At 67.8% G+C, this 22,957-nt stretch carries 19 protein-coding genes and 1 tRNA gene; 14 read left to right on the top strand and 6 right to left on the bottom strand.

Annotation, left to right across the window (positions count from 1 at the left end; genetic code table 11):
* Window positions 1-8 precede the first annotated feature (8 nt).
* From nuoN to BLT45_RS10875, 10 genes are all read left to right on the top strand, one after another.
* The gene (gene nuoN / locus BLT45_RS10920) at window positions 9-1,472 is read left to right on the top strand and encodes an NADH-quinone oxidoreductase subunit NuoN (RefSeq protein ID WP_093299433.1); all 1,464 of its coding nucleotides are present in this window, start codon (window positions 9-11) and stop codon (window positions 1,470-1,472) included.
* Between the two features lie 128 nt (window positions 1,473-1,600).
* A tRNA-Met gene (locus BLT45_RS10915) sits at window positions 1,601-1,677 on the top strand.
* Window positions 1,678-1,855: 178 nt separating this feature from the next.
* Window positions 1,856-2,467 (top strand): ribosome maturation factor RimP, encoded by a 612-nt coding sequence (gene rimP / locus BLT45_RS10910; RefSeq protein ID WP_093299430.1) that lies wholly within the window; start codon window positions 1,856-1,858, stop codon window positions 2,465-2,467.
* A gap of 3 nt (window positions 2,468-2,470) precedes the next feature.
* A complete protein-coding gene (nusA, locus tag BLT45_RS10905) occupies window positions 2,471-3,982 on the top strand; it encodes a transcription termination factor NusA (RefSeq protein ID WP_093299426.1) in 1,512 nt (503 codons plus the stop codon).
* Window positions 3,983-4,109: 127 nt separating this feature from the next.
* Window positions 4,110-6,758, top strand: a complete 2,649-nt coding sequence (gene infB / locus BLT45_RS10900) for a translation initiation factor IF-2 (protein ID WP_093299421.1) — start codon at window positions 4,110-4,112, stop codon at window positions 6,756-6,758.
* Between the two features lie 2 nt (window positions 6,759-6,760).
* The gene (gene rbfA / locus BLT45_RS10895) at window positions 6,761-7,132 is read left to right on the top strand and encodes a 30S ribosome-binding factor RbfA (RefSeq protein WP_093299416.1); all 372 of its coding nucleotides are present in this window, start codon (window positions 6,761-6,763) and stop codon (window positions 7,130-7,132) included.
* 142 nt (window positions 7,133-7,274) lie between these two features.
* Entirely contained in the window at window positions 7,275-8,222 is a 948-nt protein-coding gene (truB, locus tag BLT45_RS10890; protein ID WP_093299411.1) for a tRNA pseudouridine(55) synthase TruB, read from the top strand.
* 151 nt (window positions 8,223-8,373) lie between these two features.
* Complete coding sequence (rpsO, locus tag BLT45_RS10885; RefSeq protein WP_093299406.1) at window positions 8,374-8,634, top strand: 30S ribosomal protein S15; 261 nt, start codon at window positions 8,374-8,376, stop codon at window positions 8,632-8,634.
* 180 nt (window positions 8,635-8,814) lie between these two features.
* Entirely contained in the window at window positions 8,815-10,923 is a 2,109-nt protein-coding gene (gene pnp, locus BLT45_RS10880; RefSeq protein WP_093299402.1) for a polyribonucleotide nucleotidyltransferase, read from the top strand.
* Window positions 10,924-11,079: 156 nt separating this feature from the next.
* Window positions 11,080-12,345: a CynX/NimT family MFS transporter gene (locus BLT45_RS10875; protein WP_093301914.1), complete on the top strand. Its 1,266-nt coding sequence runs from the start codon at window positions 11,080-11,082 to the stop codon at window positions 12,343-12,345.
* Between the two features lie 177 nt (window positions 12,346-12,522).
* On the opposite strand, the gene BLT45_RS10870 is transcribed toward BLT45_RS10875, so the two are convergent.
* Complete coding sequence (locus BLT45_RS10870; protein WP_175455822.1) at window positions 12,523-13,680, bottom strand: NAD-dependent epimerase/dehydratase family protein; 1,158 nt, start codon at window positions 13,678-13,680, stop codon at window positions 12,523-12,525.
* The gene (locus tag BLT45_RS10865) at window positions 13,677-14,717 is read right to left on the bottom strand and encodes a Gfo/Idh/MocA family protein (RefSeq protein WP_175455821.1); all 1,041 of its coding nucleotides are present in this window, start codon (window positions 14,715-14,717) and stop codon (window positions 13,677-13,679) included. The genes BLT45_RS10870 and BLT45_RS10865 overlap by 4 nt, the downstream gene beginning before the upstream one ends.
* Window positions 14,718-14,877: 160 nt before the next feature.
* On the opposite strand from BLT45_RS10865, the gene BLT45_RS10860 reads away from it, so the two are divergent.
* Both BLT45_RS10860 and BLT45_RS10855 read left to right on the top strand, forming a co-directional pair.
* Window positions 14,878-15,153: a hypothetical protein gene (locus tag BLT45_RS10860; protein WP_093299388.1), complete on the top strand. Its 276-nt coding sequence runs from the start codon at window positions 14,878-14,880 to the stop codon at window positions 15,151-15,153.
* Window positions 15,146-15,481: a hypothetical protein gene (locus BLT45_RS10855; protein WP_093299383.1), complete on the top strand. Its 336-nt coding sequence runs from the start codon at window positions 15,146-15,148 to the stop codon at window positions 15,479-15,481. Before BLT45_RS10860 ends, BLT45_RS10855 begins: the two co-directional genes overlap by 8 nt.
* A gap of 18 nt (window positions 15,482-15,499) precedes the next feature.
* On the opposite strand, the gene BLT45_RS10850 is transcribed toward BLT45_RS10855, so the two are convergent.
* Entirely contained in the window at window positions 15,500-16,372 is an 873-nt protein-coding gene (locus BLT45_RS10850) for a hypothetical protein (protein WP_093299378.1), read from the bottom strand.
* A 190-nt stretch (window positions 16,373-16,562) separates the two neighbouring features.
* Here BLT45_RS10850 and BLT45_RS10845 point away from each other — a divergent pair, with 190 nt between their 5' ends.
* Window positions 16,563-17,069 carry a hypothetical protein gene (locus BLT45_RS10845; protein WP_093299374.1) on the top strand — a complete coding sequence of 169 codons (507 nt, stop codon included), beginning with the start codon at window positions 16,563-16,565 and terminating at the stop codon, window positions 17,067-17,069.
* Window positions 17,070-17,275: 206 nt separating this feature from the next.
* Entirely contained in the window at window positions 17,276-18,418 is a 1,143-nt protein-coding gene (locus BLT45_RS10840; RefSeq protein ID WP_093299363.1) for an NAD-dependent epimerase/dehydratase family protein, read from the top strand.
* Window positions 18,419-18,431: 13 nt separating this feature from the next.
* Here the strand turns inward: BLT45_RS10840 and BLT45_RS10835 are convergent, their stop codons facing one another.
* The 3 genes from BLT45_RS10835 to BLT45_RS10825 all read right to left on the bottom strand — a co-directional run bounded on the left by BLT45_RS10835 (window position 18,432) and on the right by BLT45_RS10825 (window position 22,900).
* Window positions 18,432-19,460 (bottom strand): hypothetical protein, encoded by a 1,029-nt coding sequence (locus BLT45_RS10835; protein WP_139188001.1) that lies wholly within the window; start codon window positions 19,458-19,460, stop codon window positions 18,432-18,434.
* Between the two features lie 75 nt (window positions 19,461-19,535).
* On the bottom strand, window positions 19,536-21,017 hold the full coding sequence (locus BLT45_RS10830; RefSeq protein WP_093299357.1) for a DUF1501 domain-containing protein: 1,482 nt from the start codon (window positions 21,015-21,017) through the stop codon (window positions 19,536-19,538).
* Window positions 21,018-21,025: 8 nt separating this feature from the next.
* Window positions 21,026-22,900 carry a DUF1800 domain-containing protein gene (locus tag BLT45_RS10825; protein WP_093299352.1) on the bottom strand — a complete coding sequence of 625 codons (1,875 nt, stop codon included), beginning with the start codon at window positions 22,898-22,900 and terminating at the stop codon, window positions 21,026-21,028.
* Between the last annotated feature and the right edge of the window lie 57 nt (window positions 22,901-22,957).

Raw genomic sequence — 22,957 nt, 5'->3', positions numbered from 1 at the left:
GACGAATCATGACGACGCCGATGCCCATCTCCGCCGCCGACCTGCAGCCCCTGCTGCCCGAGCTGACCCTCATCGCCGGCGCGTTCGCGCTGCTGATGCTGGACCTGTTCCTGGACAGCTCCCGCCGGATCATCACCCATGCCCTGACGCTGGTCATCATGGCCGTCGTCGTCTGGATGCTGGCGACCGGTGTGGGCGGGCAGGGCAGTGTGTTCAGCGGCATGTTCGTCCGCGATACCCTGGCCGACGTCAGCAAGGTCGTGATCGTCGCGGTCAGCGCGCTGTCGCTGGTCTACGGCTGGCCGTACCTGCGCGAGCGCAACCTGTATCCGGGCGAGGCGCCCGTGCTGGTCATGTTCGCGACGGCGGGCATGATGATGATGGTGTCCGCCGGCAGCTTGGTGATGATGTATCTGGGGCTGGAGCTGCTGGCCCTGTGCTCCTACGCGCTGGTCGCGTTGAATCGCGATGACGGGCTGTCGACGGAAGCCGCGATGAAGTACATCGTGCTCGGTTCGCTCGCCTCGGGCCTGCTGCTGTACGGCATGTCGCTGGTATACGGCGCGACCGGCTCGCTGAACCTGCCGGCGATCTTCCAGGCCACGGGCGACGCGCTCGCCGGTGGCGGCGACCAGCGCCTGCTGCTGCTCACCGGCGTGGTGTTCATGGTCGCCGGCGTGGCGTTCAAGCTGGGCGCGGCGCCGTTCCACATGTGGCTCCCGGACGTCTACCAGGGTGCGCCGACACCGGTGACGCTGTTCATCAGCGCGGCTCCCAAGCTGGCGGCCTTCGGCATGGCGTTCCGCCTGCTGCAGGACGGCGTAGGTCCGGCCGCGGCGCAGTGGCAATGGCTGCTGGCGGGCCTGGCCGCCGCATCGCTGGTGATCGGCAACGTCATCGCCATCGCGCAGACGAACCTCAAGCGCATGCTGGCGTACTCCACCGTGTCGCACGTGGGCTTCCTGCTGGTGGGCTTCGCCGGGGGCGGTGAAGTCGGCTACTCGGCCGCGCTGTTCTACGCGATCAGCTACGCGATCATGTCCGCTGCCGCGTTCGGCGCCATCATCGTGCTGTCGCGCCAGGGCTTCGAAGCCGACAAGATCGACGACTTCAAGGGCCTGAACGCCCGCAATCCCTGGCAGGCCGGGCTGGTGCTGTGCGTGATGGCCTCGCTGGCCGGCATCCCGCCGTTCCTGGGCTTCTGGGCGAAGCTGGTGGTGCTGGGTGCCGCGGTGAACGGCGGATTCCTGTGGTTGTCGATCCTGGGCGTGCTGTGCGCGGTGATCGGCGCGTTCTACTACCTGCGGGTGATCAAGGTGATGTACTTCGACGAGCCGGTGGGCGAAATGCCCCCGCCGCGCGCCGACCGCGTGGTGCCGATGGTATTCGGCGTCAACGCGCTGGGCCTGCTGGCCCTGGGCATCGCCTGGAACCCGATCATGGCGTGGTGCAAGCTGGCGTTCGCCGGCTGAGGCCTGGAAACAGGCGTTTTCTGCGCCGGCGGCCTGTCGCCGGCAACGCGTGATGAACGCGATGCCTCATTGAGGTGCGCGCCAAGGCTTGCAAAGCGGCCGCGCATTCATCATAATTTCGCTTCTGCTGCGGGGTGGAGCAGTCTGGCAGCTCGTCGGGCTCATAACCCGAAGGTCGCAGGTTCAAATCCTGCCCCCGCTACCAAGTTTTCCGGTTCATCGGTCGGTCCTCCGGCCCGATGTTCCGGGCAACTCGGGCACGCAACGACGCATGTTCCCGTCGTTGCACCGACATCCAGCGTTATCGGACAAGGGGCCCGCCGGGCCCTTTGTCGTTTCTGGCGTTATCCGATCCGCATCCACGACACCACGGCACAGACCACGTGAGCGAGAAGGCCCACCACATCGTCGAACTGCTGGCCCCGACCGTCCAGGCGCTGGGGCTCGAGCTGCTCGGCATCGAGTACCTGCCGGCGCCCGGCGGCGCGACGCTGCGCCTGTACATCGACGTGCAGGAAGCCGAGCGCGCCACCCGACACGTCAACATCGACGATTGCGAGTCGGTCAGCCGCGAGGTCTCCGCGCAGCTGGACGTCGAGGATCCGATCACCGGCAACTACACGCTGGAAGTGTCCTCGCCCGGCGTGGACCGTCCGCTGTTCAGCCAGGCCCATTACGTGCGTTTCCTGGGCGAGTCGGCCAAGGTGGTCATGAAGCTCCCGCAGGATGGCCGTCGCCGCTTGCAGGGCGTGATCAGCCGCGTCGAGGGCGGCGACATCGTGTTCAACGTCGAGGGCGCCGAGCTGAAGGTGGCGTTCGACAACATCGACAAGGCGCGCCTGGTCCCCGACTGGGCAGCGCTGGGCCTGGCGCCCGAGAAACCCGGCGGCGGCCGCAAGGCTCCCGCCAAGACCGGCGACGCCAAGCGCGCGCCGGCGAAGAAAGCCAAGAAAAAACCCAACCAACCGGCGGCCCGCAAGCCGCGCGCGGAGTGATCAATGAGTAAGGAATTGTTGCTGGTCGTTGATGCGGTGGCCAACGAAAAGGGCGTGCCGCGCGAAGTCATCTTCGATGCCATCGAGGCCGCGCTGGCGTCCGCCGCCAAGAAGCGTTACCTCGACCAGGACGTGCAGGTGCGCGTCACCATCGACCACAAGGACGGCAGCTACGAGACATTCCGTCGCTGGGAAGTCGTCGCCGACGACGTGGTGATGGAATCGCCCGATCGCCAGATCCGCCTGATGGACGCCGAGGACGAAGCCGAAGGCGCCGAGGTCGGCGACTGGATCGAAGAAAAGATCGAAAACCCGGACTTCGGCCGCATCGCGGCGCAGGCCGCCAAGCAGGTCATCGTGCAGCGCGTCCGCGAGGCCGAGCGCGCGCAGGTGGTCGATGCGTGGAAGGACCGCGTGGGCGAGCTGGTCACCGGTGTGGTCAAGCGCGCCGAGCGCGGCAACATCTACGTGGACCTGGGCGGCAACGCCGAGGCCTTCATCCCGAAGGACAAGGGCATCCCGCGCGACGTGCTGCGCGCCGGCGACCGCGTCCGCGGCTACCTGTTCGACGTGCGCTACGAACCGCGCGGCCCGCAGCTGTTCATCAGCCGCGCGGCGCCGGAGTTCATGATCGAGCTGTTCAAGCTCGAAGTGCCGGAAGTGGGCCAGGGTCTGGTCGAGATCAAGGCCTGCGCGCGCGATCCGGGCGACCGCGCCAAGATCGCCGTGCTCGCGCACGACACCCGCACCGATCCGATCGGCGCCTGCATCGGCATGCGCGGTTCGCGCGTGCAGGCCGTGAGCAACGAGCTCAACGGCGAGCGCGTGGACATCGTGCTGTGGAACGACAACCCGGCCACCTTCGTCATCAACGCGATGGCGCCGGCGGAAGTGCAGTCGATCATCGTCGATGAAGAGAAGCACTCGATGGACCTGGCCGTGGCGGAAGACCGCCTGGCGCAGGCGATCGGCAAGGGCGGCCAGAACGTGCGCCTGGCCAGCCGCCTGACCGGCTGGCAGCTCAACGTCATGACCGCCGACCAAGTCCAGGCCAAGAGCGAGGCCGAACAGGCCGTCGCCCGCCAGCTGTTCATGGACAAGCTGGAAGTGGACGACGAGATCGCCGCCATCCTGGTCGCCGAAGGCTTCAGCACGGTCGAGGAAATCGCCTACGTCCCGGTCGGCGAGCTGCTGGCCGTGGAAGGCTTCGACGAGGACATCGTCGAGGAGCTGCGCTCGCGTGCCCGCGATGCGCTGCTGAACGAGGCGCTGGCCGAGGAAGAAGGCCTGGAGGAGAACCATCCGGCCGACGACCTGCTGGCCCTGGAGGGCATGGACGAGGAGACCGCGTTCGCGCTGGCCTCGCACGGCGTCCGCACCAGCGAGGACCTGTCCGACCTGGCGGCCGACGAAGTGGTCGAATTCGGCATCGAGGGGCTGGACGAAGCGCGCGCCGCCGCGCTGATCCTGGCCGCCCGCGCCGACGAAATTGCCCGTCTGGAGCGTGGTGCGTGAGCACCATCGGGGCCCGCCTGGAACGCGGCGCATGAGCCAGCGATGAACACCGCCCTGGCACCCGCAGGGCTTAGAATCCGCGTTCCCTTCTGGGTTGGAGGGGCGCAACACAGAACCTAGGATCCGAATGTCGCAGCAAACCACCATCCGCAAGCTTGCCGAACTGGTCAACACGCCGGTCGAGAAACTGCTGGAGCAACTGGCCGAGGCCGGCATGAGCTTCAGCGGTCCCGACCAGGTCGTGACCAGCATGGAAAAAGTGAAGCTGCTCGGCTTCCTCAAGCGCTCCCACGGCAAGGCCGAGAGCGCCGCGGATGATGCCGCGCCCAAGAAGATCACCCTGGCCCGCCGCAAGGTCCAGGAAGTGACGGTCGCCGCCGGCCGGACCAAGACCACGGTCAACGTCGAAGTGCGCCAGAAGCGCACGTACGTGAAACCGACCGACGCCGAGTCCGCCATCACGAACTGGCAGAACGAAGCCGATCCGGAACGTGCCGAAATCCTGCGCAAGCTGGAGGAATCCCGCCAGCGCAACCTCGACGAGCAGCAGCGCCTGGCCCAGGAAGACGCCAAGCGGGCCGAAGAGCTCGAGCGCCGTCGCCAGGAAGAGGCCGCCGCACGCGCCGAGGCCGACGCCGCGCGCGCACAGGCGGACGCCGAAGCCGCTGCGCTGGCCGCCGGCGCGGTGGCCGTGGATGGCGACGAAGCGCCGCGTCCGGCCAAGCCGGGCACGCCGGGGCACCACGTGCCGAAGATGGTCGTGCGCAAGGATCCGCCGCGTACCGACGATCGCAACAACGCCGCCGCCGCCAAGCACAAGACCCGCGGTTCGCACGCGATGGTGGCCGGCGTCGAGGACGACGACAACACCAGCCGCTTCGCCGGCCAGCTGCACCTGTCCGCAGCCGATCGTGCCCGCCGTGGCGCCTCGCGCGGCAAGCCCAAGCCTCAGCGCCGCCACGAGCAGAGCCGCGGTGGCGGCGGTGCGCATGGCTTCGAGCGGCCGACGGCCCCGATCGTGCGTGAAGTGGCGATCGGCGAAACCATCACCGTTGCCGACCTCGCGCAGAAGCTCGCGCTGAAGGGCGGCGACGTGGTGAAGGCGCTGTTCAAGATGGGCGTGATGGCCACCATCACCCAGACCATCGACCACGACACCGCCGCGCTGATCACCGAAGAGCTCGGCCACAAGGCTGTGCGTGCCGACGCCAACGACGTCGAGAACGAACTGCTGGCGCATTCGGAAGAGCAGCAGGGCGAGAAGGTCTCGCGTCCGCCGGTGGTCACCATCATGGGCCACGTCGACCACGGCAAGACCTCGCTGCTGGACTACATCCGCCGCACCAAGATCGCCAGCGGCGAAGCCGGCGGCATCACCCAGCACATCGGCGCGTACCACGTCGAAACGCCGAAGGGCGTCATCAGCTTCCTCGATACCCCGGGCCACGCCGCGTTTACCGCGATGCGTGCCCGTGGCGCCAAGCTGACCGACATCGTGGTGTTGGTCGTGGCCGCGGACGACGGCGTCATGCCGCAGACCCGCGAAGCCATCCAGCATGCGAAGGCGGCCAAGGTGCCGCTGATCGTGGCGGTGAACAAGATCGACAAGTCCGACGCCGACCCGCTGCGCGTCAAGAACGAGCTGCTGGCCGAGGAAGTGGTCGCCGAAGACTTCGGCGGCGACACCCAGATGGTCGAGATCTCGGCCAAGACGGGCCTGGGCGTCGACACTCTGCTGGACGCCATCTCCATCCAGGCGGAACTGCTGGAACTGAAGGCCGTGGAAGACGGCCGCGCCAGCGGCGTGGTCATCGAATCCTCGCTGGACAAGGGCCGTGGCCCGGTCGCGACGGTGCTGGTGCAGCAGGGCACCCTGAAGAAGGGCGATTACCTGGTCTGTGGCATCCAGTACGGTCGCGTGCGTGCGCTGTTCGACGAAACCGGTGGCCAGCCGGCCTCGGCCGGTCCGTCCATCCCGGTGCAGGTGCTTGGCCTGTCGGGCGTGCCGGAAGCGGGCGACGACTTCGTGGTCGTCGACGACGAGCGCCTGGCCAAGGACGTGGCGCAGCAGCGCGACGCCAAGCGCCGTGAGTCGCGCCTGGTCCAGTCCGCCGGCAGCCGCATGGAAGACATCATGGCGCAGCTGGGCAAGGGCGAAGGCCAGCTCAGCCTCAACCTGATCATCAAGGCCGACGTGCAGGGTTCGGTGGAAGCGCTGCGCCATTCGCTGACCGCGCTGTCCAACGAATCGATCCGCATCAACATCATTAGCTCCGGCGTGGGCGGCATCACCGAGTCCGACGCCAACTCCGCGGTCACCTCCAAGGCGACCGTCATCGGCTTCAACGTGCGTGCCGACGCCTCCGCGCGTCGCATCATCGAATCCAATGGCGTGGACCTGCGCTACTTCTCGATCATCTATGACGTGATCGACCAGGTGAAGCAGGTGGCCTCCGGCCTGTTGGGCGTGGAGATCCGCGAAGAGATCATCGGTATCGCCGAAGTGCGCGACGTGTTCCGCAGCTCCAAGTTCGGCGCGGTCGCGGGCTGTATGGTCGTCGAGGGCGTGGTCAAGCGGAACAAGCCGATCCGCGTCCTGCGCGCCAGCACCGTGGTGTTCGAGGGCGAGCTGGAATCGCTGCGCCGCTTCAAGGAGAACGTCGACGAAGTGCGTAACGGCACCGAGTGCGGCATCGGCGTGAAGGCCTATAACGACGTCCAGCCGGGCGACCAGATCGAGTGCTTCGAGCGCATCGAAGTGCAGCGCACGCTCTGATCATGCCGACCAAGTCGTTCCATCGCACCGACCGCGTTTCCGCCCAGCTCCGTCGCGAGCTGGGCACGCTGGTGCACGAGGCCGTGCGCGAGCACGGCCTGCCGTCGGTGAGCGTCTCCGACGTGGAAGTCACCCGCGACATGGCGCACGCCAAGGTGTTCGTCACCGCGCTGATGCCGGAACGTTCGGCCGAAGCGGTGAAGGGCCTGAAGGAACTCGCCTGGGGCCTTCGTATGGAACTCGCGCGCAGGGTGAAGATGCGGCACGTGCCCGAACTTCATTTCCATTACGACGATTCCGTCGATCGCGGCGAGCGCATCGAGACCCTGCTGCGCGACAACCCGCTGCTCCCCGAGTCCGACGACGAAACCTGAGTGTCGGTACGGCAAGACCGTAAAGCGGAGCTTGCTCCGCTGCTCTCCGCTCCGGCGTCCTGATACCTGTTTCGCAAGCACGTCGCGCAAGCGCGACGCTACGATGCGGCGACTCCCCGCCAAACCACGTAATCTGGGACCCATGGCAGGACGCATCCAATTCCGCCCGCTGGATGGCCTGCTGCTGCTGGACAAGCCGCAGGGCATGAGTTCGAACGCGGCCCTGCAGCTGGCCCGCCGCCTCTTCCGCGCCGAGAAGGGCGGCCACACCGGCAGCCTGGATCCCCTGGCGACCGGCCTGCTGCCGCTCTGCTTCGGCGAGGCGACCAAGATCGCCGGCCTGCTGCTCGGTTCGCGCAAGGCCTATGACACCGTGGCCATCCTCGGCACCACCACCGATACCGACGATGCCGACGGCGCGCCACTGCGCGAGCGTCCCGTGCCGACGCTGGACGAGGCGGCCGTCCTGGACGCCCTGGCGCCGTTGCTGGGCCGCATCCGCCAGCGTGCCCCCATCTATTCGGCCCTCAAGCAGGGCGGTGAGCCGCTGTACGCCAAGGCTCGCCGGGGCGAGGCGATCGAGGCCCCCGAGCGCGACGTCGAGGTGCATGGCCTCGAGATCCTCGACATTGCCCCGGAGCGCATCGCGTTGCGGGTGGAATGCGGCTCGGGCACCTACGTGCGCAGCCTGGTTCGCGACCTGGGCGAGACCCTGGGCTGCGGCGCCCACGTCGGCGTCCTGCGCCGGCTCTGGGTGGAGCCGTTCAGGCAGCCACGGATGTTCACGCTCGAAGCGCTGCAGGCCCTGGCGGCGGAGGGCGGGGAAGCCGCCCTCGACGCCTGCCTGCTGCCGATCGAGGCTGGCCTGACCGGCTTCCCACGGGTCGACGTGGATGCCGAGGGTGCCCGCCGGCTGGGGCAGGGCCAGCGCCTGCGCGGGCAGCCGCCGAGCGACGGTCCCGTGGCCGTGCATGGCCCGGAGGGCCGCGTACTGGGGCTGGCAACGGTCGATCCCGCGGGCGTGCTGTCGCCGCAACGCCTGTTCACATGGACCGCGGAAGCCGCGGCGTCGCCGGGCCGCAGCCAATAAAACCTTGTTTCACAAGGCCCTGGCGGCTACACTACGCCGCCGGTTTTCACCGGTGGTTTCCCATCCTTTTGCTTCGCAAACGGCGAACCAGGCGGTGCGCGCGGAGGACAGCCCGCGTTCCTGCAGGTCACGCATCCAACGAGAGAACATCATGTCCGTCGATACCAAGAAAGTGATTGCCGACAACGCCCGCGGCGCCAACGATACCGGCTCCCCGGAAGTGCAGGTCGCCCTGCTGACCGCCCGCATCGAGCACCTGAGCGGCCACTTCAAGACCCACAAGAAGGATCACCACAGCCGTCGTGGTCTGCTGCAGCTGGTCAACCGCCGTCGCAGCCTGCTTGACTACCTCAAGAAGAAAGACAACGAGCGCTACAAGACCCTGATCGAGAAGCTCGGTCTGCGTCGCTGATGCAACACCCCACCGCGGCGCAGAGATGCGCCGCGGTTTGCATTTCAGGGAACGGAATGCTGTAACCGCGGGCCGCACCGGGCCCGCCCTCGCTGAAACACCGGCCGCTACCCCCGGCCACCTGCGCGCGGCAAGGGTCGTGCGCGGTCCAACCGAACAAGGCATCCCCAAGGAACCCACGTGGCAAAGATCACCAAAACCTTCCAGTACGGCAAGCACCAGGTCACCCTGGAAACCGGCGAAATCGCCCGTCAGGCCGGCGGCGCCGTCATCGTCAAGGTCGATGACACCGTGCTGCTGGTCACCGCCGTGGCGGCGAAGTCGGCCCGTGAAGGCCAGGACTTCTTCCCGCTGACGGTCGATTACCAGGAGAAGTTCTACGCCGGCGGCCGTATCCCGGGTGGCTTCTTCAAGCGCGAAGGTCGCGCGACCGAGAAGGAGACGCTGATCTCCCGCCTGATCGACCGCCCGCTGCGTCCGCTGTTCCCGGAAGAATTCCGCAATGAAGTGCAGGTCATCGCCACGGTGATGTCGCTGAACCCGGAAATCGACGGCGACATCCCGGCGCTGATCGGCGCCTCCGCCGCCGTCGCCCTGACCGGCGCGCCGTTCAACGGCCCGATCGGTGCCGCCAAGGTCGGCTACATCAACGGCGAGTACGTGCTGAACCCGACCGTCAGCGAGCTGAAGGACTCCAAGCTGGAGCTCGTCGTCGCCGGTACCTCCAACGCCGTGCTGATGGTCGAATCCGAAGCCGCCGAGTTGTCGGAAGACGTGATGCTGGGCGCCGTGATGTTCGGCCATCGCGAAATGCAGAAGGTCATCCACATCATCAACGAGCTGGTCGTTGAAGCCGGTACCAAGAGCTGGGACTGGTCCGCGCCGGCCAAGAACGAAGTGCTGATCTCGGCGCTGAAGGAAGCCGTGGGCACGCAGCTCGACGGCGCCTTCCAGGTGCGCGACAAGCTGCAGCGCCGCGACGCCATCTCGGCGATCAAGAAGGACGTGCTGGCGCAGCTGGCCGGCCGTGCGGAATCGGAAGGCTGGGCCGCCGGCGCGCTGTCGAAGGAATTCGGCGAGCTGGAATACCAGACCATGCGCGGCTCCGTGCTGGCTACCAAGGTCCGCATCGACGGTCGTGCGCTGGACACCGTCCGCCCGATCTCCTCCAAGGTCAGCGTGCTGCCGCGCGTGCACGGCTCCTCGCTGTTCACCCGTGGTGAGACGCAGGCGATCGTCGCCGTCACCCTCGGCACCGCGCGCGACGGCCAGGTGATCGACGCCGTCGGCGGCGAGTGGAAGGACCACTTCCTGTTCCACTACAACTTCCCCCCGTTCTCGGTGGGCGAAGCCGGCCGCATGATGGGCCCGAAGCGTCGCGAAATCGGCCACGGCCGCCTCGCCAAGCGCGGCGTGCTCGCCGTGATGCCGACGATGGAATCCTTCCCGTACACCATCCGCGTCGTCTCGGAAATCACCGAGTCGAACGGTTCGTCCTCGATGGCTTCGGTCTGCGGCAGCTCGCTGGCGCTGATGGATGCCGGCGTGCCGATCACCGCCCCGGTCGCGGGCATCGCGATGGGCCTGGTGAAGGAAGGCAACGACTTCGTCGTGCTGAGCGACATCCTGGGTGACGAAGACCACCTGGGCGACATGGACTTCAAGGTGGCCGGTACCGCGAACGGCGTGTCCGCGCTGCAGATGGACATCAAGATCGAAGGCATCACCGAAGAGATCATGAAGCAGGCGCTGACGCAGGCGAAGGCCGGCCGACTGCACATCCTGGGCGAGATGGCCCACGCGATGACCGCACCGCGCCAGGAACTGAGCGAGTTCGCGCCGCGCCTGATCACCATCAAGATCCACCCCGACAAGATCCGCGAAGTGATCGGCAAGGGCGGCTCGGTGATCCAGGCGATCACCAAGGAAACCGGCACGCAGATCGACATCCAGGACGACGGCACCATCACCATCGCTTCGGTGAACGGCGCCGCCGGCCAGGCCGCCAAGGCCCGCATCGAGCAGATCACGTCCGACGTCGAGCCGGGCCGCATCTACGAAGGCAAGGTCGCCAAGATCATGGACTTCGGTGCGTTCGTCACCATCCTGCCGGGCAAGGACGGCCTGGTGCACGTGTCGCAGATCTCCAACGACCGCGTCGAGAAGGTCAGCGACGCGCTGAAGGAAGGCGACGTGGTCAAGGTCAAGGTGCTGGAAGTCGACAAGCAGGGCCGCATCCGCCTGTCGATCAAGGCCGTGGAAGAAGGCGAGGGCGTGTCGGCCGAGTAAGCCGCACGACATCGCGATGCGATACGGAAAAGCGGGCTTCGGCCCGCTTTTTCTTTGCCTGTTCTTCGCGTTCGCGACGTCGCGGGGAAGCGCGCAGGACACAGCGTCTTCATGCGCGCGCCGACGGCTGTCATGCGGTCGACGATAATGACGGGCATGGAATCCAAGAAGACACACGCCGCCGCATCCGCGCCGCGCTGGTCCGGTCGAGGGCTGGTGTTGCTCGGCATCGTGCTGTCCGCCTTCAACCTGCGCACGGCGGTCACGTCGCTGACGCCGCTGCTGGACACGCTCGGCGATACCTTCGGCTTCGGTGCCACCACGACCGGCGTGTTCGGCATGCTGCCGACGGCGGCGTTCGCGTTGTTCGGCGCCGCCACACCGGCGCTCGCGCATCGCATCGGTCTGGAGCGCACCGCCCTGGTGGCGATGCTGTTGGCCACGCTGGGCTTGCTGTTGCGCAGTGGCGCCCACGACACCGCGGCGCTGATGGCCGCGTCGCTGACGGCGCTGGCGGGCATGGGCATCGGCAACATCGTGCTGCCGCCGCTGGTGAAGCGCTATTTCGCCGATCGCGTCGGCGCGGTCAGCACGCTGTACATCACCGTGCTGCAGGCCGGCACCATCCTGCCCGCACTGGTCGCGGTGCCGATGATGGAAGCCGCGGGCTGGCGCATCTCGCTGGGCCTGTGGGCGGTGTTCGCCGCGGCCTCCGCCGTGCCGTGGTGCCTGATGCTGTGGCAAGAGCGCCTCGCCGCCTCGCCGCTGGCGCGCGCCCACGATGCCGCCGTCACCGTCGACGACGAAGCGCCGGAGCTCGCCGCGCCGCGTCCCACCGGCCGCGCCTGGCGCTCGCCGGTGGCCTGGGGCATGGCGCTGATGTTCGGCATGACCTCGCTGGTGACGTATTCCATGTTCACCTGGCTACCGAAGCTGCTGGTCGAAGCCGGCGGCACGCCCGCGCTGGGCGGCACGATGGTGGCGCTGTTCTCCACGCTGGGCCTGGTGGCCTCGCTGACCATGCCGCTGATCGCGGTGCGCATGCGCAATCCCTTCATCGTGGTCGTGGTCTGCGCCGGGTTCTACGCGGCGGCGTTCGCCGGCCTGCTGCTGGCGCCGATGGCCGCGCCCGCGCTGTGGGTCGCGCTGCTCGGCCTGGGCCCCAGCACGTTCCCGCTGTCGCTGACGATGATCAACCTGCGCACGCGTACGCCAGAAGGATCAGCCGCCCTGTCGGGCTTTATGCAGGGCGTGGGCTACACGCTGTCCTGCGCCGGACCGCTGGCCTTCGGTCTGTTGCACGAGTACACGCACGGTTGGGCATGGCCGATGGCTTTCCTCGCCGCCTGCGTCGGCGTGCTGCTGGTCGGCGGATATCTGGCCTGCCGCCCGCGATACCTGGAAGACACCTGGCATGCATAGGTAGGATGGGTTGAGCCGAAGGCGATACCCATCATCGTGGTCCTACTTGACGGGTAGTCCGGACTTCGCCGCTGAGTACCGCTTCGCTCACGCCGTCCTACGAGTGGCTCGATGGGTATCGCTTCGCTCAACCCATCCTACGAGCTGGATTGGGCGGCCAGGTGGCTCGCGTGCCGATCAGATCAACCGCGCAAACCGCATCCATTCCGCTGTGCGCTGGGCGCCGAGTTCGAACGAATGCGCCGGCTTCCAGCCCAACCGCGCCTTGGCGTGGTCGTTGGCGACCCACGCGCGGTAGGCTTCGCGGACCACGCGGCCCTCGCTCGGCATGCGCACCGATGGCACGTCGTCGATGGGCGCAGGCGCACCACGGCCCCGCAGGCGCGATTTGATCTTCAGTTTCTGCTCGGGCGTGATCCGGCGGGCCACCATTTCCTTGGCCCCGCGGATCAGCTGGCCCAGCGACGGGATGGTGCCCAACTGGGCATGGAACGCCGGCGAGGCCGCCAGTCGGATCGCCGCCTTGACGCTGTCGCGTGCGTTGGGCTGCTTTGATTTCCAGTACGCGGCGATATCGTCGAGTGCGTGGTCATGGACCGTCTTCTCGCCCTCGACCATGCCGGCGAACGTGGTGATGAACTCGCCCCAGGTGAGGCGGCCATCGCCGTTGATCAGGAAGACCTCGCCGACCGCGTCGTCGCGCTCGATCGCCGCCATGATCGCTTCGCAGACATCGTCCACGTAGACCGCGTTGCACAGCCCGCGGCCGCCGTCGATCAGGCTGATCTTGCCACCGCGCGCGTCATGCACGATGGGCGTGACGAAGAAACTGTAGGGGCCGTACACGATGGTCGGGCGGATCACCACCGTCTCCAGCGCGCCGCGCTTGCCGGCGGCCACGACCACGGCCTCGGCGGCCGCCTTGGCGTCGGAGTAGGCCTCGTTCCAGCGCTCGATCGGCGCGGTGGCCTCGGTCAGCACGTCCAGCTTCGGCGACGGGCCGTGCACGGCCATCGAACTGATGTGGACGATGCGGCGCACGCCCGCGCGCGTGCACGCCTCGATCAACTGGGTGGTCTGCTTCTGCGCGCTCTCGTCGTCGCCGTGGGCGAGGTTGACCACGGCGTCGCAGCCTTCCACCGCGCGGGCGAGGCTGGCGGCGTCGAGCATGTCGCCGGCGACCAGTTCGGCATCCAGGCGTGCGATGCGTGCGGCGCGCGAGAAGTCGCGGACCATCGCGCGGTAGGGCAGCCGGTATTCGAGCGAGAGCAGTTCGCACAGGCGCGAACCGATGAAGCCGCTGGCGCCGGTGACCAGGATCTTGGTGGGCGTCATGCCGAAGCCTCCAGCCGCGCCAGCCAGGGCTGCGCCATCGAAGTCCGCCGTGCGTAGGCCGTCTCGATGACGGACAGCGCCTGCAGGGCCGATTCCCCGGTCACGAACGGCGCGCGACGTTCGCGGATCGCGCCGATGAAATCGTTGAGCTGCGCGCGGTAATGGCTGCGTCCGTCCCAGCGCTGAGCGCATAGGATCTGCATCTCCATCGGGCCGCGTCGCGTGCGCCGGTGCAGGGTCAGGGTGCGAGGATCGGACGTATGCGCTTCCAGCGTGCCGCGCTCGCCGACGACACGGATGCTGCGGCGCAGGCGGTGCGACCAGCTGAACTCCATGCGCGCCGGCACCGCACGTCCGCCGATCTGCAGCGTGCCGGTCAACTTCGCATTGCTCTCGAAACCCCCGAAGGCATCGTCCTCGTAGGCGATGTCGGTGAGGTCGCCGAACAGCCAGAGCACGCGGTCGAGCAGGTGCACGCCGCTGTCGAAGAGCACGCCGCCGCCGGTCGCGTTGCGGTCGAAATAGCTGTTGCTGGCCATCGGCCAGTCCAGCGGTGCGCCATCCTCGACGATCACCTCGCGGACCTCGCCGATCTCGCCTTCCTCCACCAGGTCGGCGAGCCAGCGGTTGTGCGGGAAGAACCGCATCATCAGGGCGACGGCCAGGATCCGTTCGGTCCGGCGCGCGGCGTCGACCATCTTCCGGCCGTCGGCGGCGGTGATCGCCAGCGGCTTCTCGCACAGTACGTCGATGCCCATCTCCATCAGCTGGATCGCGATGGGTGCATGGAAGCGCGGGGGCACGGCCACGATCGCGGCGTCGACCTTGCCGGCGAGGTCGGCCACGTCGGTGGCGATCGCGGCGTCGACGCCGCTGGCATGCGCGGCATGGGTGGCGTTGCTGCGGTCGCGGTCGCAGAGCACGGCCAACTCGACCCGGCGGTCGCCGACGATCACCGGCAGGTGCGCTTCGCGGGTGATCGCCCCGCAGCCGACAATGCCCAGCCGCACGGGCCGGTTCGAATCAATCTTCGTCAAGGTGTCCTTCCCCCTGTCCACACCCGTGATACGTGGATAGGGGGGGAAACCGGCCACGGCGGGGTTGCCATGCCGGTCCTGCCGACTGGAAAGGTCCGCAGGATTGACGAGACGTCGGCAGGGCGGGAGCATCCGGGCACCGTCCTTGGAATGTCTACCGGTGAACGACGCTCAACTGAAAAAGGCGGGTCTGCGGGCGTTGGAGCTGTGTCTGGTGGGCATTGCGTGCTTCTACCTCATTCCTCCCGTGTCTTCGTTGCCCGAACCGCCGAGCCTGGTGCCCGACCGCGGCCTCGTCTTCGCGGGTACGGCGTTTCTCGCCAGTCTGGTGCTGGCATATCGGCGCGGTGCCGAGGATGTGGCGACGGCGGTCATCAAGCTCGCCGGGTTTCTTGCCTTCGGTTGGGCGATCTACTTGAGGTGTACCTTTGGCTAGCGCGCTCCGCGCCATCTCAGGAGAAGCGCTGACACTCCCTCTCTGGGAAGTCGGCCTGCTGCGAGGTCTGGTCCGCAGCGACCTTCGCTCGCAACTGGGCGAGCCGGCCTACGTCGAGACGGATACGCACAGGACCTACGGAGGCGACGAGGATTGGTGGTTCTACGCCACCTCGACCGGTGCCAGCATCGCGATCTGTCTGCGGGTGCCGTACCGGGATGTCGCGGTCTACGTCAGCGATCCTGCACCTGCCACGATCGACGAGGCTCTCGCCGTGCTCCGGCCTCACGAGGTCGAGCGCTACGAGCAGCCGTTTCTGCGGAGGTAATGCGCAGGACGCCCAACGTCATCCCAGCTTGATCTCCAGCTTCGCCCGCATCTGCTGGCGGAACTTCGTCGCCAGCGCGGCGAAGCCGGCGCCGGTGGGATGCATCTCGTCGAACCATTGGCCGCTGGTGGTCAGCACGCCGCGCAGGTCGACGAAGTCGAAGACCTTGCCGGTGGTGCGGTCGTCGCGCAGGGGCACCAGCACGCGGTCGACGAAGCCGTCGATCAGCAGGCGGGCGAATTCGCGCTGCTGTTCGATGCGCGGCAGCACGTGCGCCACCTTGTTGCCGATCCACGGGCCCACGCCCTTCTTGAGCAGGGCGGCGGCGCCCAGGTTGCCCAGCGTCAGCTGCGCGGCCCGGCCCAGCTCGCGCGGGTAGTCGTAGGTGTGCGCCAGGATGGGGGTGTGTGGACGGATGGCCTGGAAGGCGGTGACGAAGGCGCGGTAGCGGTCCAGTACCTCGGCGTAGCGCCCGGTGTCCACGACGCGCTGGAACGCCGCGGCCGGGCTCATCGGCGCCGCACCGCGGAACGTGGTCTGCAGGAAGGTGTCGACGAAGTCGTTGCCGCCGGCGCTGATCAGCACCAGGTCGAATTCGAAGCCGCGGTACCACGTGGACAGATCGCGGATGCCGCGCGCAGTGAACATGTCGACGGCGAGGTCGCCGCTGTCTTCCGTGCGGAAGAACAGGCCGCCGGCGCCGAACAGCGGTACGCCTTTCTTCTCATCCTCGGGCGCGGGGTACACCAGCCAGTCCAGCAGGTTCATCGACAGCGGCGTGGAGAACCAGGAATCGCCTTCGCAGAACACGATGGGCGTGGAGGCGAACGCCTCCGGCTTGCGGGCCAGCGCCCGGTACAACGTGCGGAATTCACCGCGGCGGGTGGTCATCAATGACTGCGAAGCGGGCATCGTGCATCTCCATGGGGCAGGGGTCCCCAAGAGGGATCAACGCACTTGATGGGCGAGGGCGGCCGCCCCTACGATCATGCATCGCCAGTGCTGCATCCGTCCGGTAGGCCCGCCGAGTGGGCCGTTGGTTGTCGCACGCACTGCATCTTCGAAGCTCTGGAGTCCGGCCATGCTCGCTTCCGTGTTGATGATGGGATGGGTTGTCAGCCCGATGGTGAGTGACTTGCCTGAAGGTTGGCGCTTGCCGACCAGCGCAGAACTTCAGCATCCGATGCTGCCAGAGTCGCCAGCAGCGTTTACAAGCGTGATTGCGGACCTGGATGACGATGGCGGCGATGACACCGCGCTGCTCCTGAAAAGCATGACAAGTAATGCTGAAGCGCTCTGGGTGCGGATGTCGGGTAAGGAGGCGCCCGCCTGGATCCGGGTCAATGAAATTTCGTGGGGGAGTGACTACGCCAACGTCGGTCTCGTCATGAGGATCGACACGGCGGAACCCGGGGTCTACGCGTGCCCCGAGGCGGAGGCGGTCTGTCAGCAGGAACTAGAAGGCCCCGCACGTAGTCTGGTCCTCTCCAGCACAGGGATCGAGTATTTCCGTCTCGGCAGTACGTCATCCCTTTATTTTTGGGACAAGGCGCAGCGGAGGTTCCAGCAGGTCGCGTTGAGCGACTAGTCGACGAGTTCGCTGCACGTGGGGTCGGCGCATGAGGTGGGAGGTGTCGAAGGCCAGCCTGTCGGGCCGATGTTCCGGACCCGGGCGGCCTGCGTCGTCCCGGCCATACCGACCGTTCACAGGAAGTCACAACGACTTCCGGCAGGGGTTTGCCGGCCGGGGCGGTGCTATCTAGTCGGTTTCCTGACACCGCTGGGGAGCACCGCATGACCACCCGTCGTGACCTGTTCAAGCTGGGCGCGCTGGCCGCCGCCGCGGCCGCGCTGCCGTCGTTCGCCTCCGCCGCCAGCGAGGCCAAGCCCGTGGGCAAGGCGGCCAAGCCGCTGAACATCCTGATCCTCGGCGGCACCGGCTTCACCGGGCCGTTCCAGGTCGAGTACGCGCTCAAGCGCGGGCACAAGGTCACCCTCTTCAACCGCGGCAAGCGGCCCTCGCCGGAATGGCCGTCCGCCGTCGAGCAGCTGCACGGCGACCGCAACACCGGCGACCTCGCCGCGCTGAAGGGCAGGAAGTGGGACGTGTGCATCGACAACCCCACCAGCCTGCCGTTCTGGGTGCGCGATGCGGGCCAGGTGCTGAAGGGCAACGTGGACCACTACCTCTTCATCTCCACCATCTCGGTGTACGCCGACGGCAGCAAGCCGGGCATCAACGAGACCTCGCCGTTGGCGCAGTACAAGGGCAAGGACGCGATGGCCGAAACGCAGCAGACCCTGCGGGCCGACATCGAGAACCTGTACGGCCCGCTGAAGGCGCTGAGCGAAGCCGAAGCGCACAAGCAGTTCGGCAAGAACGTCACCATCGTGCGCCCCGGGTACATCGTCGGCCCGCGCGACGAGACCGACCGCTTCACCTACTGGCCGCACCGGGTGGCGCAGGGCGGCGAGATCCTGGTGCCCGGCGACGGGCAGGACCCCATCCAGATCATCGACGGTCGCGACCTGGGCGAATGGATGATCCGCCTGGCCGAGGCGCGCACGCTGGGCACCTTCAACGCCTGCGGGCCGGACTACGCGCTGTCGATGGACGCGATGCTGTACGGCTGCCAGGCCGTCACCGGCGGCGGCATGACGCTGACGCACGTGCCGCCGGCCTTCCTCGACGAGCAGCAGGTCGGCCTGCCGATCTGGGTGCCGTCGAAGGACAACCCGTATGCGGGCTACGGTGCGGTCAGCAACCAGCGGGCGATCGCGGCGGGGCTGACGTTCCGTCCGCTGGCGACGACCGTGGAGGACCTGCTGGCGTGGTTCCGCAGCCTGCCGGCCGAACGCCAGGCCAAGCTGGGTGCGGGCATCCCGCGCGAGAAGGAAGCCGAACTGCTGAAGGCCTGGCACGCGCGCAAGGGCTGAGGCCGACGCACGGTCAGGGCGATCCGCACTCCTGGCGCTGCACGTCGCGGGTATGTCCGAACACGGCCCCCTGAGCGCCCGCGGGGAGTGCCGGTTGTGCGCGCAGGTGGTTCGCCGCTTCCGCCCGCGCGCGCGCCAGTGAGGCGGCGTCCAGATCCTGTTCCAGGTTGCGCACGGTCTGATCGATGAACGACCGCGGCGTGGCGAAGCGCGCTTCATCGCGCATCAGTGATTGCGCATACAGGTAGAGCGCGAGGGCCTGCGATCGATCCGGTGTCACCGCCTGCGCCAGCAGGTGGCGTCGGCCGGGCTGTGCGGGATTGTGGGCCGCGGCAAGCGCGAGGACCGTGGGCAGGTCGCCTTGGGCGACCGCGCGCTTTGCGAAGGTTTCCGCTTCGCGCTGGTAGACGCGCAGGCTGTCGAGGTTCTCCAGCGTTTCGTTCATGCGGAAGGCGTTGCCGACCGCGTAGTGGCGCATCGCCACGACGTTGCCGCCCAGCGCCGCGGTGCGCCAGTACTGCAGGCGCTGGTGGGCACTGATCGCAGGGACGCCCTCGCAATGCGCGCTTTCCTCCAGCATGCGTTCGGCGCCTGCGGCGACGGCCTGTTGTGTCTGCCGGATCGTGGCCTGCAGCTCGGGCGTCATCGCGGTGCCGGGAGGCAGGCGGACGTTCGACGACCTCATGGCCTCCGAGATACTGGACAGCTGCGTCGCGATGCGGTCGCAGTACTCCATTTCCGCCGCGAGCCGGCAGGCCGCATCCGGTTCGCCGGCGTCAGCGCGCGCGCGGAGATCGGCGACCACCTCGCGCAAGGGCCGTGCGGCGTCGGGCAACGGACGGTTGGGCGGCCGCGATCCTGCAGTCAGGGGCCGCGACGGCGCAGCCGAGTCAGCGGGCGTGGCCTCCCGAGTGGGGGAATCCGATGTTTCCGAAGCACGGGTGTCCGGCGACTGGGTGCGCCCCAGCCACCACCCCAGTCCGCCTACGGCGACCACCAGCAACAGTGCGGACAACCCGCGGTACATGCGCGACACAGGCATCCTTGCGATCTCCCGGCATCCATGGCGAGCGCCTAGCTCACCATGGCGATGCGGCGAGGGCAAGCCGCCTTCGGATCAACGCTCTCGGCGCACCAGCGTGCGGTCCACCGGACCACGACGCTGCCAGTCGGGCACGACGCGTTCGCCGATGGCATGGTCCGTGGACGTTGCCGCGGCTGCGCCCGGCACCGCCAGCGAGGGAATCGATGCGGCCACGGCGATGTCTTCCAGCTTCGGCGCGAGGTCGGTGCCCTGCACGAGGCCGAGCGGCGCGTAACCGGTATAGCCGGGAAAGACCTGGCTGAGGTTGGCGTTGCCCATGCGGCGGATCAGGATTTCCGAAAGGACGCGGCGGTAGTCGGTGGTCACCGGCACGTCGCCGAAGGTGGGCGAGAGCGTTTCCGGATTCAGGCCCGGCCAGCTGCCGTAGAAGCGACGGCCGTTGACGGCACCGCCCAGCACCAGCAGCGGATTGCCGTAGCCGTGGTCGGTGCCGCCGTTCGCGTTCGCGCGCACGCGGCGGCCGAATTCGGACTGCACCACCACAGTGACGCGCGCCATCTCGCCGGTGCCGTTGAGCTCGGCATAGAACGCGGCGAGCGCGGCGGAGAGTTCGTTGATCTTGTTCTGGTAGAAGTGATAGCCGCTGCCCGCGGTGCCCTGGCCTTCATGCGTGTCCCAGCCACCGAGGTCGAGGGTGGCGTAGCGCAGGCCCAGGTTGAAGCGGATGCTTTGCGCGATGGTCCACAGCTGCTGCGCGAAGTTGCCGGTCGGCCAACTCGCCGGCAGGCTGGCGTAGCCCTGCTGGCCGATCAAACGCAGCGCGCCGTCGGCGCGGCGGCCGTTGACTTCGATGCCGGTCTGCCCGTTCCACAGCGACGCCACGGTCTCGGCCACGCCGCGCAATCCGGAGGGCGAATCCGACCGCGTGCGCTGCCAGCTCCAGGCGGTGGTGTTGAGGGAGAAGTCCGAGGGGCTGCTCATCGTGAGCGCGTCCACCGCGCCCATCAGGCCCGCCGGCTGGGTGCCGCTGACGCCCAGCGCAGGCAGCGTGCCGGTGCCGCCCGGACGGGTTTCCCACGCGCGCGTCATCCAGCCGGTCGGCGAACCGTACTTGCCGGGCGTACCCAGGTCGATGTACAGCTGCGCGTCGAAGTGGCTGCGCGTCACCGTGGTGGCCATGCCGCAGGCATGGACGATGGCCAGCTTGCCGTCGTTCCACAGATCACGCAGGCCGGTGGCCGAGGGATGCAGGCCGAAGCCGGTATCCGCGCCGCCGGAGAGCGTGAGCGGCAGCGCGCCGTAAGCGCCACTGGTCTCGATTTTCAGGCTGGGGCGCGCTTCCTCGTAGAAGCCGCGGTCCACGCCGCCGGTGGGCACCACCAGGTTGAGGCCGTCCAGGCCGCCGCGCAGGAACAGGTGCACGACGGTGTCGTAGCTGTTGACGGCCGCGTCCACGGGATCGGCGAACATCAGGCTGCCGCCGGTGGCGCTGACGATGGCGGCGCTGCCGCAGCCTTTGACGAATTCGCGTCGGGTCAGTTGGAAGTCGCGCATGGCTGCCCTCAGCGGCTCATGAATTCGGGAGTCATCAGGATCAGCGCCACCAGACCGCGCAGGCGCTCGTGGTTGTAGTGCCGTTTCAGGTCGCTGCCCTGCCACGTATTGGTGTCGGTGATGACGTAGGTGTTGGGATCGCCGTTCTGCGCCATGAACGCGACCAGCGCCTGCTTGCGCGCCGCTTCCGGTTGGTAGCCGAGCAGGCGCGTGCACCACCAGGTGACGATGTTGGCGGCGGTCCAGTTCGCGACCGGCACGTTGGCGCGCGTGGTGTCGACCACGGGATGCAGCGGCACCTCGCCGTCCTTGCTTTCGGTCAGCCAGCCCAGCACGCGCCAGGTCATCGCGAACGAATTGGAACCGGACCACGCCAGCGCGCTGTCGGGATACCCGTTCGGCGCCGGCCAGTTGTACGGCGCGTGGCCGGTGAAGCCGTACAGCCACATGAAGTCGTTGCTGCGGCTGTGGTCCAGGCGCAGCGTCCAGTCGCCCCCCAGGGTGCGCATCGCCGCGACCGAGGCATCGAACGGCCGGCGGTTCTTCCGGCCGAAGCTGGCGACGAAATCGTCGGAGTTGAGGATGTGGCGCATCACCAGCTCGATCTGGTTCGGCGCCTGCCAGTTCGCGCGGAAGATCGCGGCGGCGCTGTCGATCAGTCCCTGCCGGGGCGTGTCGTCGATGAAGCGGCGGATCAGCTTCTTGCAGATGAACTTGGCCACGCGCGGATGGCTGGCCAGGCGGTTGAGCACGTCGCGGCCGTCCTTCATCGCCGGCTGTTCCGGATAGATCAGCATGCCGAGCAGGAACTTCGGGCCGGCATCGTGCCAGGACTGGCGGTAGACGAAGGTGCCGTCGTTCTCGCCGGGGAACTGCCAGTGCGCGTTCTTCGCCGACCAGCCGGTGAAGGCGGCCGAGGTCTCGTACACGTCGATGTCGGTGTAGCCGATCGGGTACGCCGGATCCTCCGGGCACGGCGGCACCTGGAACGGGTCCATGAAACCCAGGTAGTTCTCGGCGCCGAAGGTGTGCAGTTCCAGCAGTTCGCGGGCGAAGTTCTCGTTCGGGCCCGAGCGCGAATTGCTGATGTTGTCCAGGTAATACAGCATCGCCGTGCTCTGGGCGACGGCCTCGAGCATCGTGCGGAAGTTGCCCTTGGCGTTGGCGCGGATCACGTCGCGGTCGTAGTGCACGAACACCGGGCCGACGCTGAAGTCCGTGCCGAGCACGTTGAAGTGGTCGTGCCAGAAGTTCACCAGCACTTCGCGCAGCTGGCGGCGCGAGTACACGGCGCGCACGAACGCCGCGCGCTGCACTTCGTTGGCCGGGCGCATGCGGGTGTTGTACTCGGGGTCCGGCACCACGTGCTCCGCCCAGAGCTGGGTCAGCGGCTTGTTGAGCGTGGTGTAGCCGCCGGCGTTGAGACGGTTGGTGACGGCGCTGTCGTCGATGGCGTCCCAGTTGAGCTGCCAGTCCACGTAGTTGGCCAGCCGCTGGCGATCGGTGCTGCCCAGGGCGTTGAATTCGGCGATGGTGGCGGCGGTGGCGCCGTAGCTGAGGTTGTTCAGCGCCTGCACCGCGAACGGCGGACGCGCCATCGTCATCAGGCGCGGCGTCGTCTGTCCCGCCGCCACGCGGCCGCCGGTGTCGACGGTGGCGGTCGCCTCCGGCGCGGCCGTGGTGTCTTTGGGGCTGGGCTGCTCGCCGCCCTTCCAGCCATACAGGCGGCCGAAGCGCTGCCGGACCTGGGTGCCCAGATCGGCCGCGGGCCTCAGTGAGGGCGTATCGCGTTCCACGTCACGACGCGCGACCGGACCGGCCGCGGTCCGGCGGATCGGGCCGCGCGCGGCGAACCGGCGCCACGGGAGGGTATAGCGCGCCATGCGGTGTTTCCCACATTCCCCAGAATGGCGGGAGTATTGGCCAAGACCTGCACGGTG

The organism is Pseudoxanthomonas sp. CF385, assembly GCF_900104255.1.
In the GTDB taxonomy this organism is placed as follows: domain Bacteria; phylum Pseudomonadota; class Gammaproteobacteria; order Xanthomonadales; family Xanthomonadaceae; genus Pseudoxanthomonas_A.
The sequence above is the reverse complement of the archived record's forward strand: the minus strand, read 5'-3'. Positions and strand labels throughout refer to the sequence as shown.

Bases quoted from the DNA above. Each gene is read 5' to 3' on its own strand.
- nuoN (WP_093299433.1), top strand. From the start codon at position 9: ATGACGACGCCGATGCCCATCTCCGCCGCCGACCTGCAGCCCCTGCTG.
- nusA (WP_093299426.1), top strand. From the start codon at position 2,471: ATGAGTAAGGAATTGTTGCTGGTCGTTGATGCGGTGGCCAACGAAAAG.
- infB (WP_093299421.1), top strand. From the start codon at position 4,110: ATGTCGCAGCAAACCACCATCCGCAAGCTTGCCGAACTGGTCAACACG.
- rbfA (WP_093299416.1), top strand. From the start codon at position 6,761: ATGCCGACCAAGTCGTTCCATCGCACCGACCGCGTTTCCGCCCAGCTC.
- truB (WP_093299411.1), top strand. From the start codon at position 7,275: ATGGCAGGACGCATCCAATTCCGCCCGCTGGATGGCCTGCTGCTGCTG.
- rpsO (WP_093299406.1), top strand. From the start codon at position 8,374: ATGTCCGTCGATACCAAGAAAGTGATTGCCGACAACGCCCGCGGCGCC.
- BLT45_RS10875 (WP_093301914.1), top strand. From the start codon at position 11,080: ATGGAATCCAAGAAGACACACGCCGCCGCATCCGCGCCGCGCTGGTCC.
- BLT45_RS10870 (WP_175455822.1), bottom strand. From the start codon at position 13,680: ATGACGCCCACCAAGATCCTGGTCACCGGCGCCAGCGGCTTCATCGGT.
- BLT45_RS10850 (WP_093299378.1), bottom strand. From the start codon at position 16,372: ATGACCACCCGCCGCGGTGAATTCCGCACGTTGTACCGGGCGCTGGCC.
- BLT45_RS10845 (WP_093299374.1), top strand. From the start codon at position 16,563: ATGCTCGCTTCCGTGTTGATGATGGGATGGGTTGTCAGCCCGATGGTG.
- BLT45_RS10840 (WP_093299363.1), top strand. From the start codon at position 17,276: ATGACCACCCGTCGTGACCTGTTCAAGCTGGGCGCGCTGGCCGCCGCC.
- BLT45_RS10835 (WP_139188001.1), bottom strand. From the start codon at position 19,460: ATGCCTGTGTCGCGCATGTACCGCGGGTTGTCCGCACTGTTGCTGGTG.
- BLT45_RS10830 (WP_093299357.1), bottom strand. From the start codon at position 21,017: ATGCGCGACTTCCAACTGACCCGACGCGAATTCGTCAAAGGCTGCGGC.
- BLT45_RS10825 (WP_093299352.1), bottom strand. From the start codon at position 22,900: ATGGCGCGCTATACCCTCCCGTGGCGCCGGTTCGCCGCGCGCGGCCCG.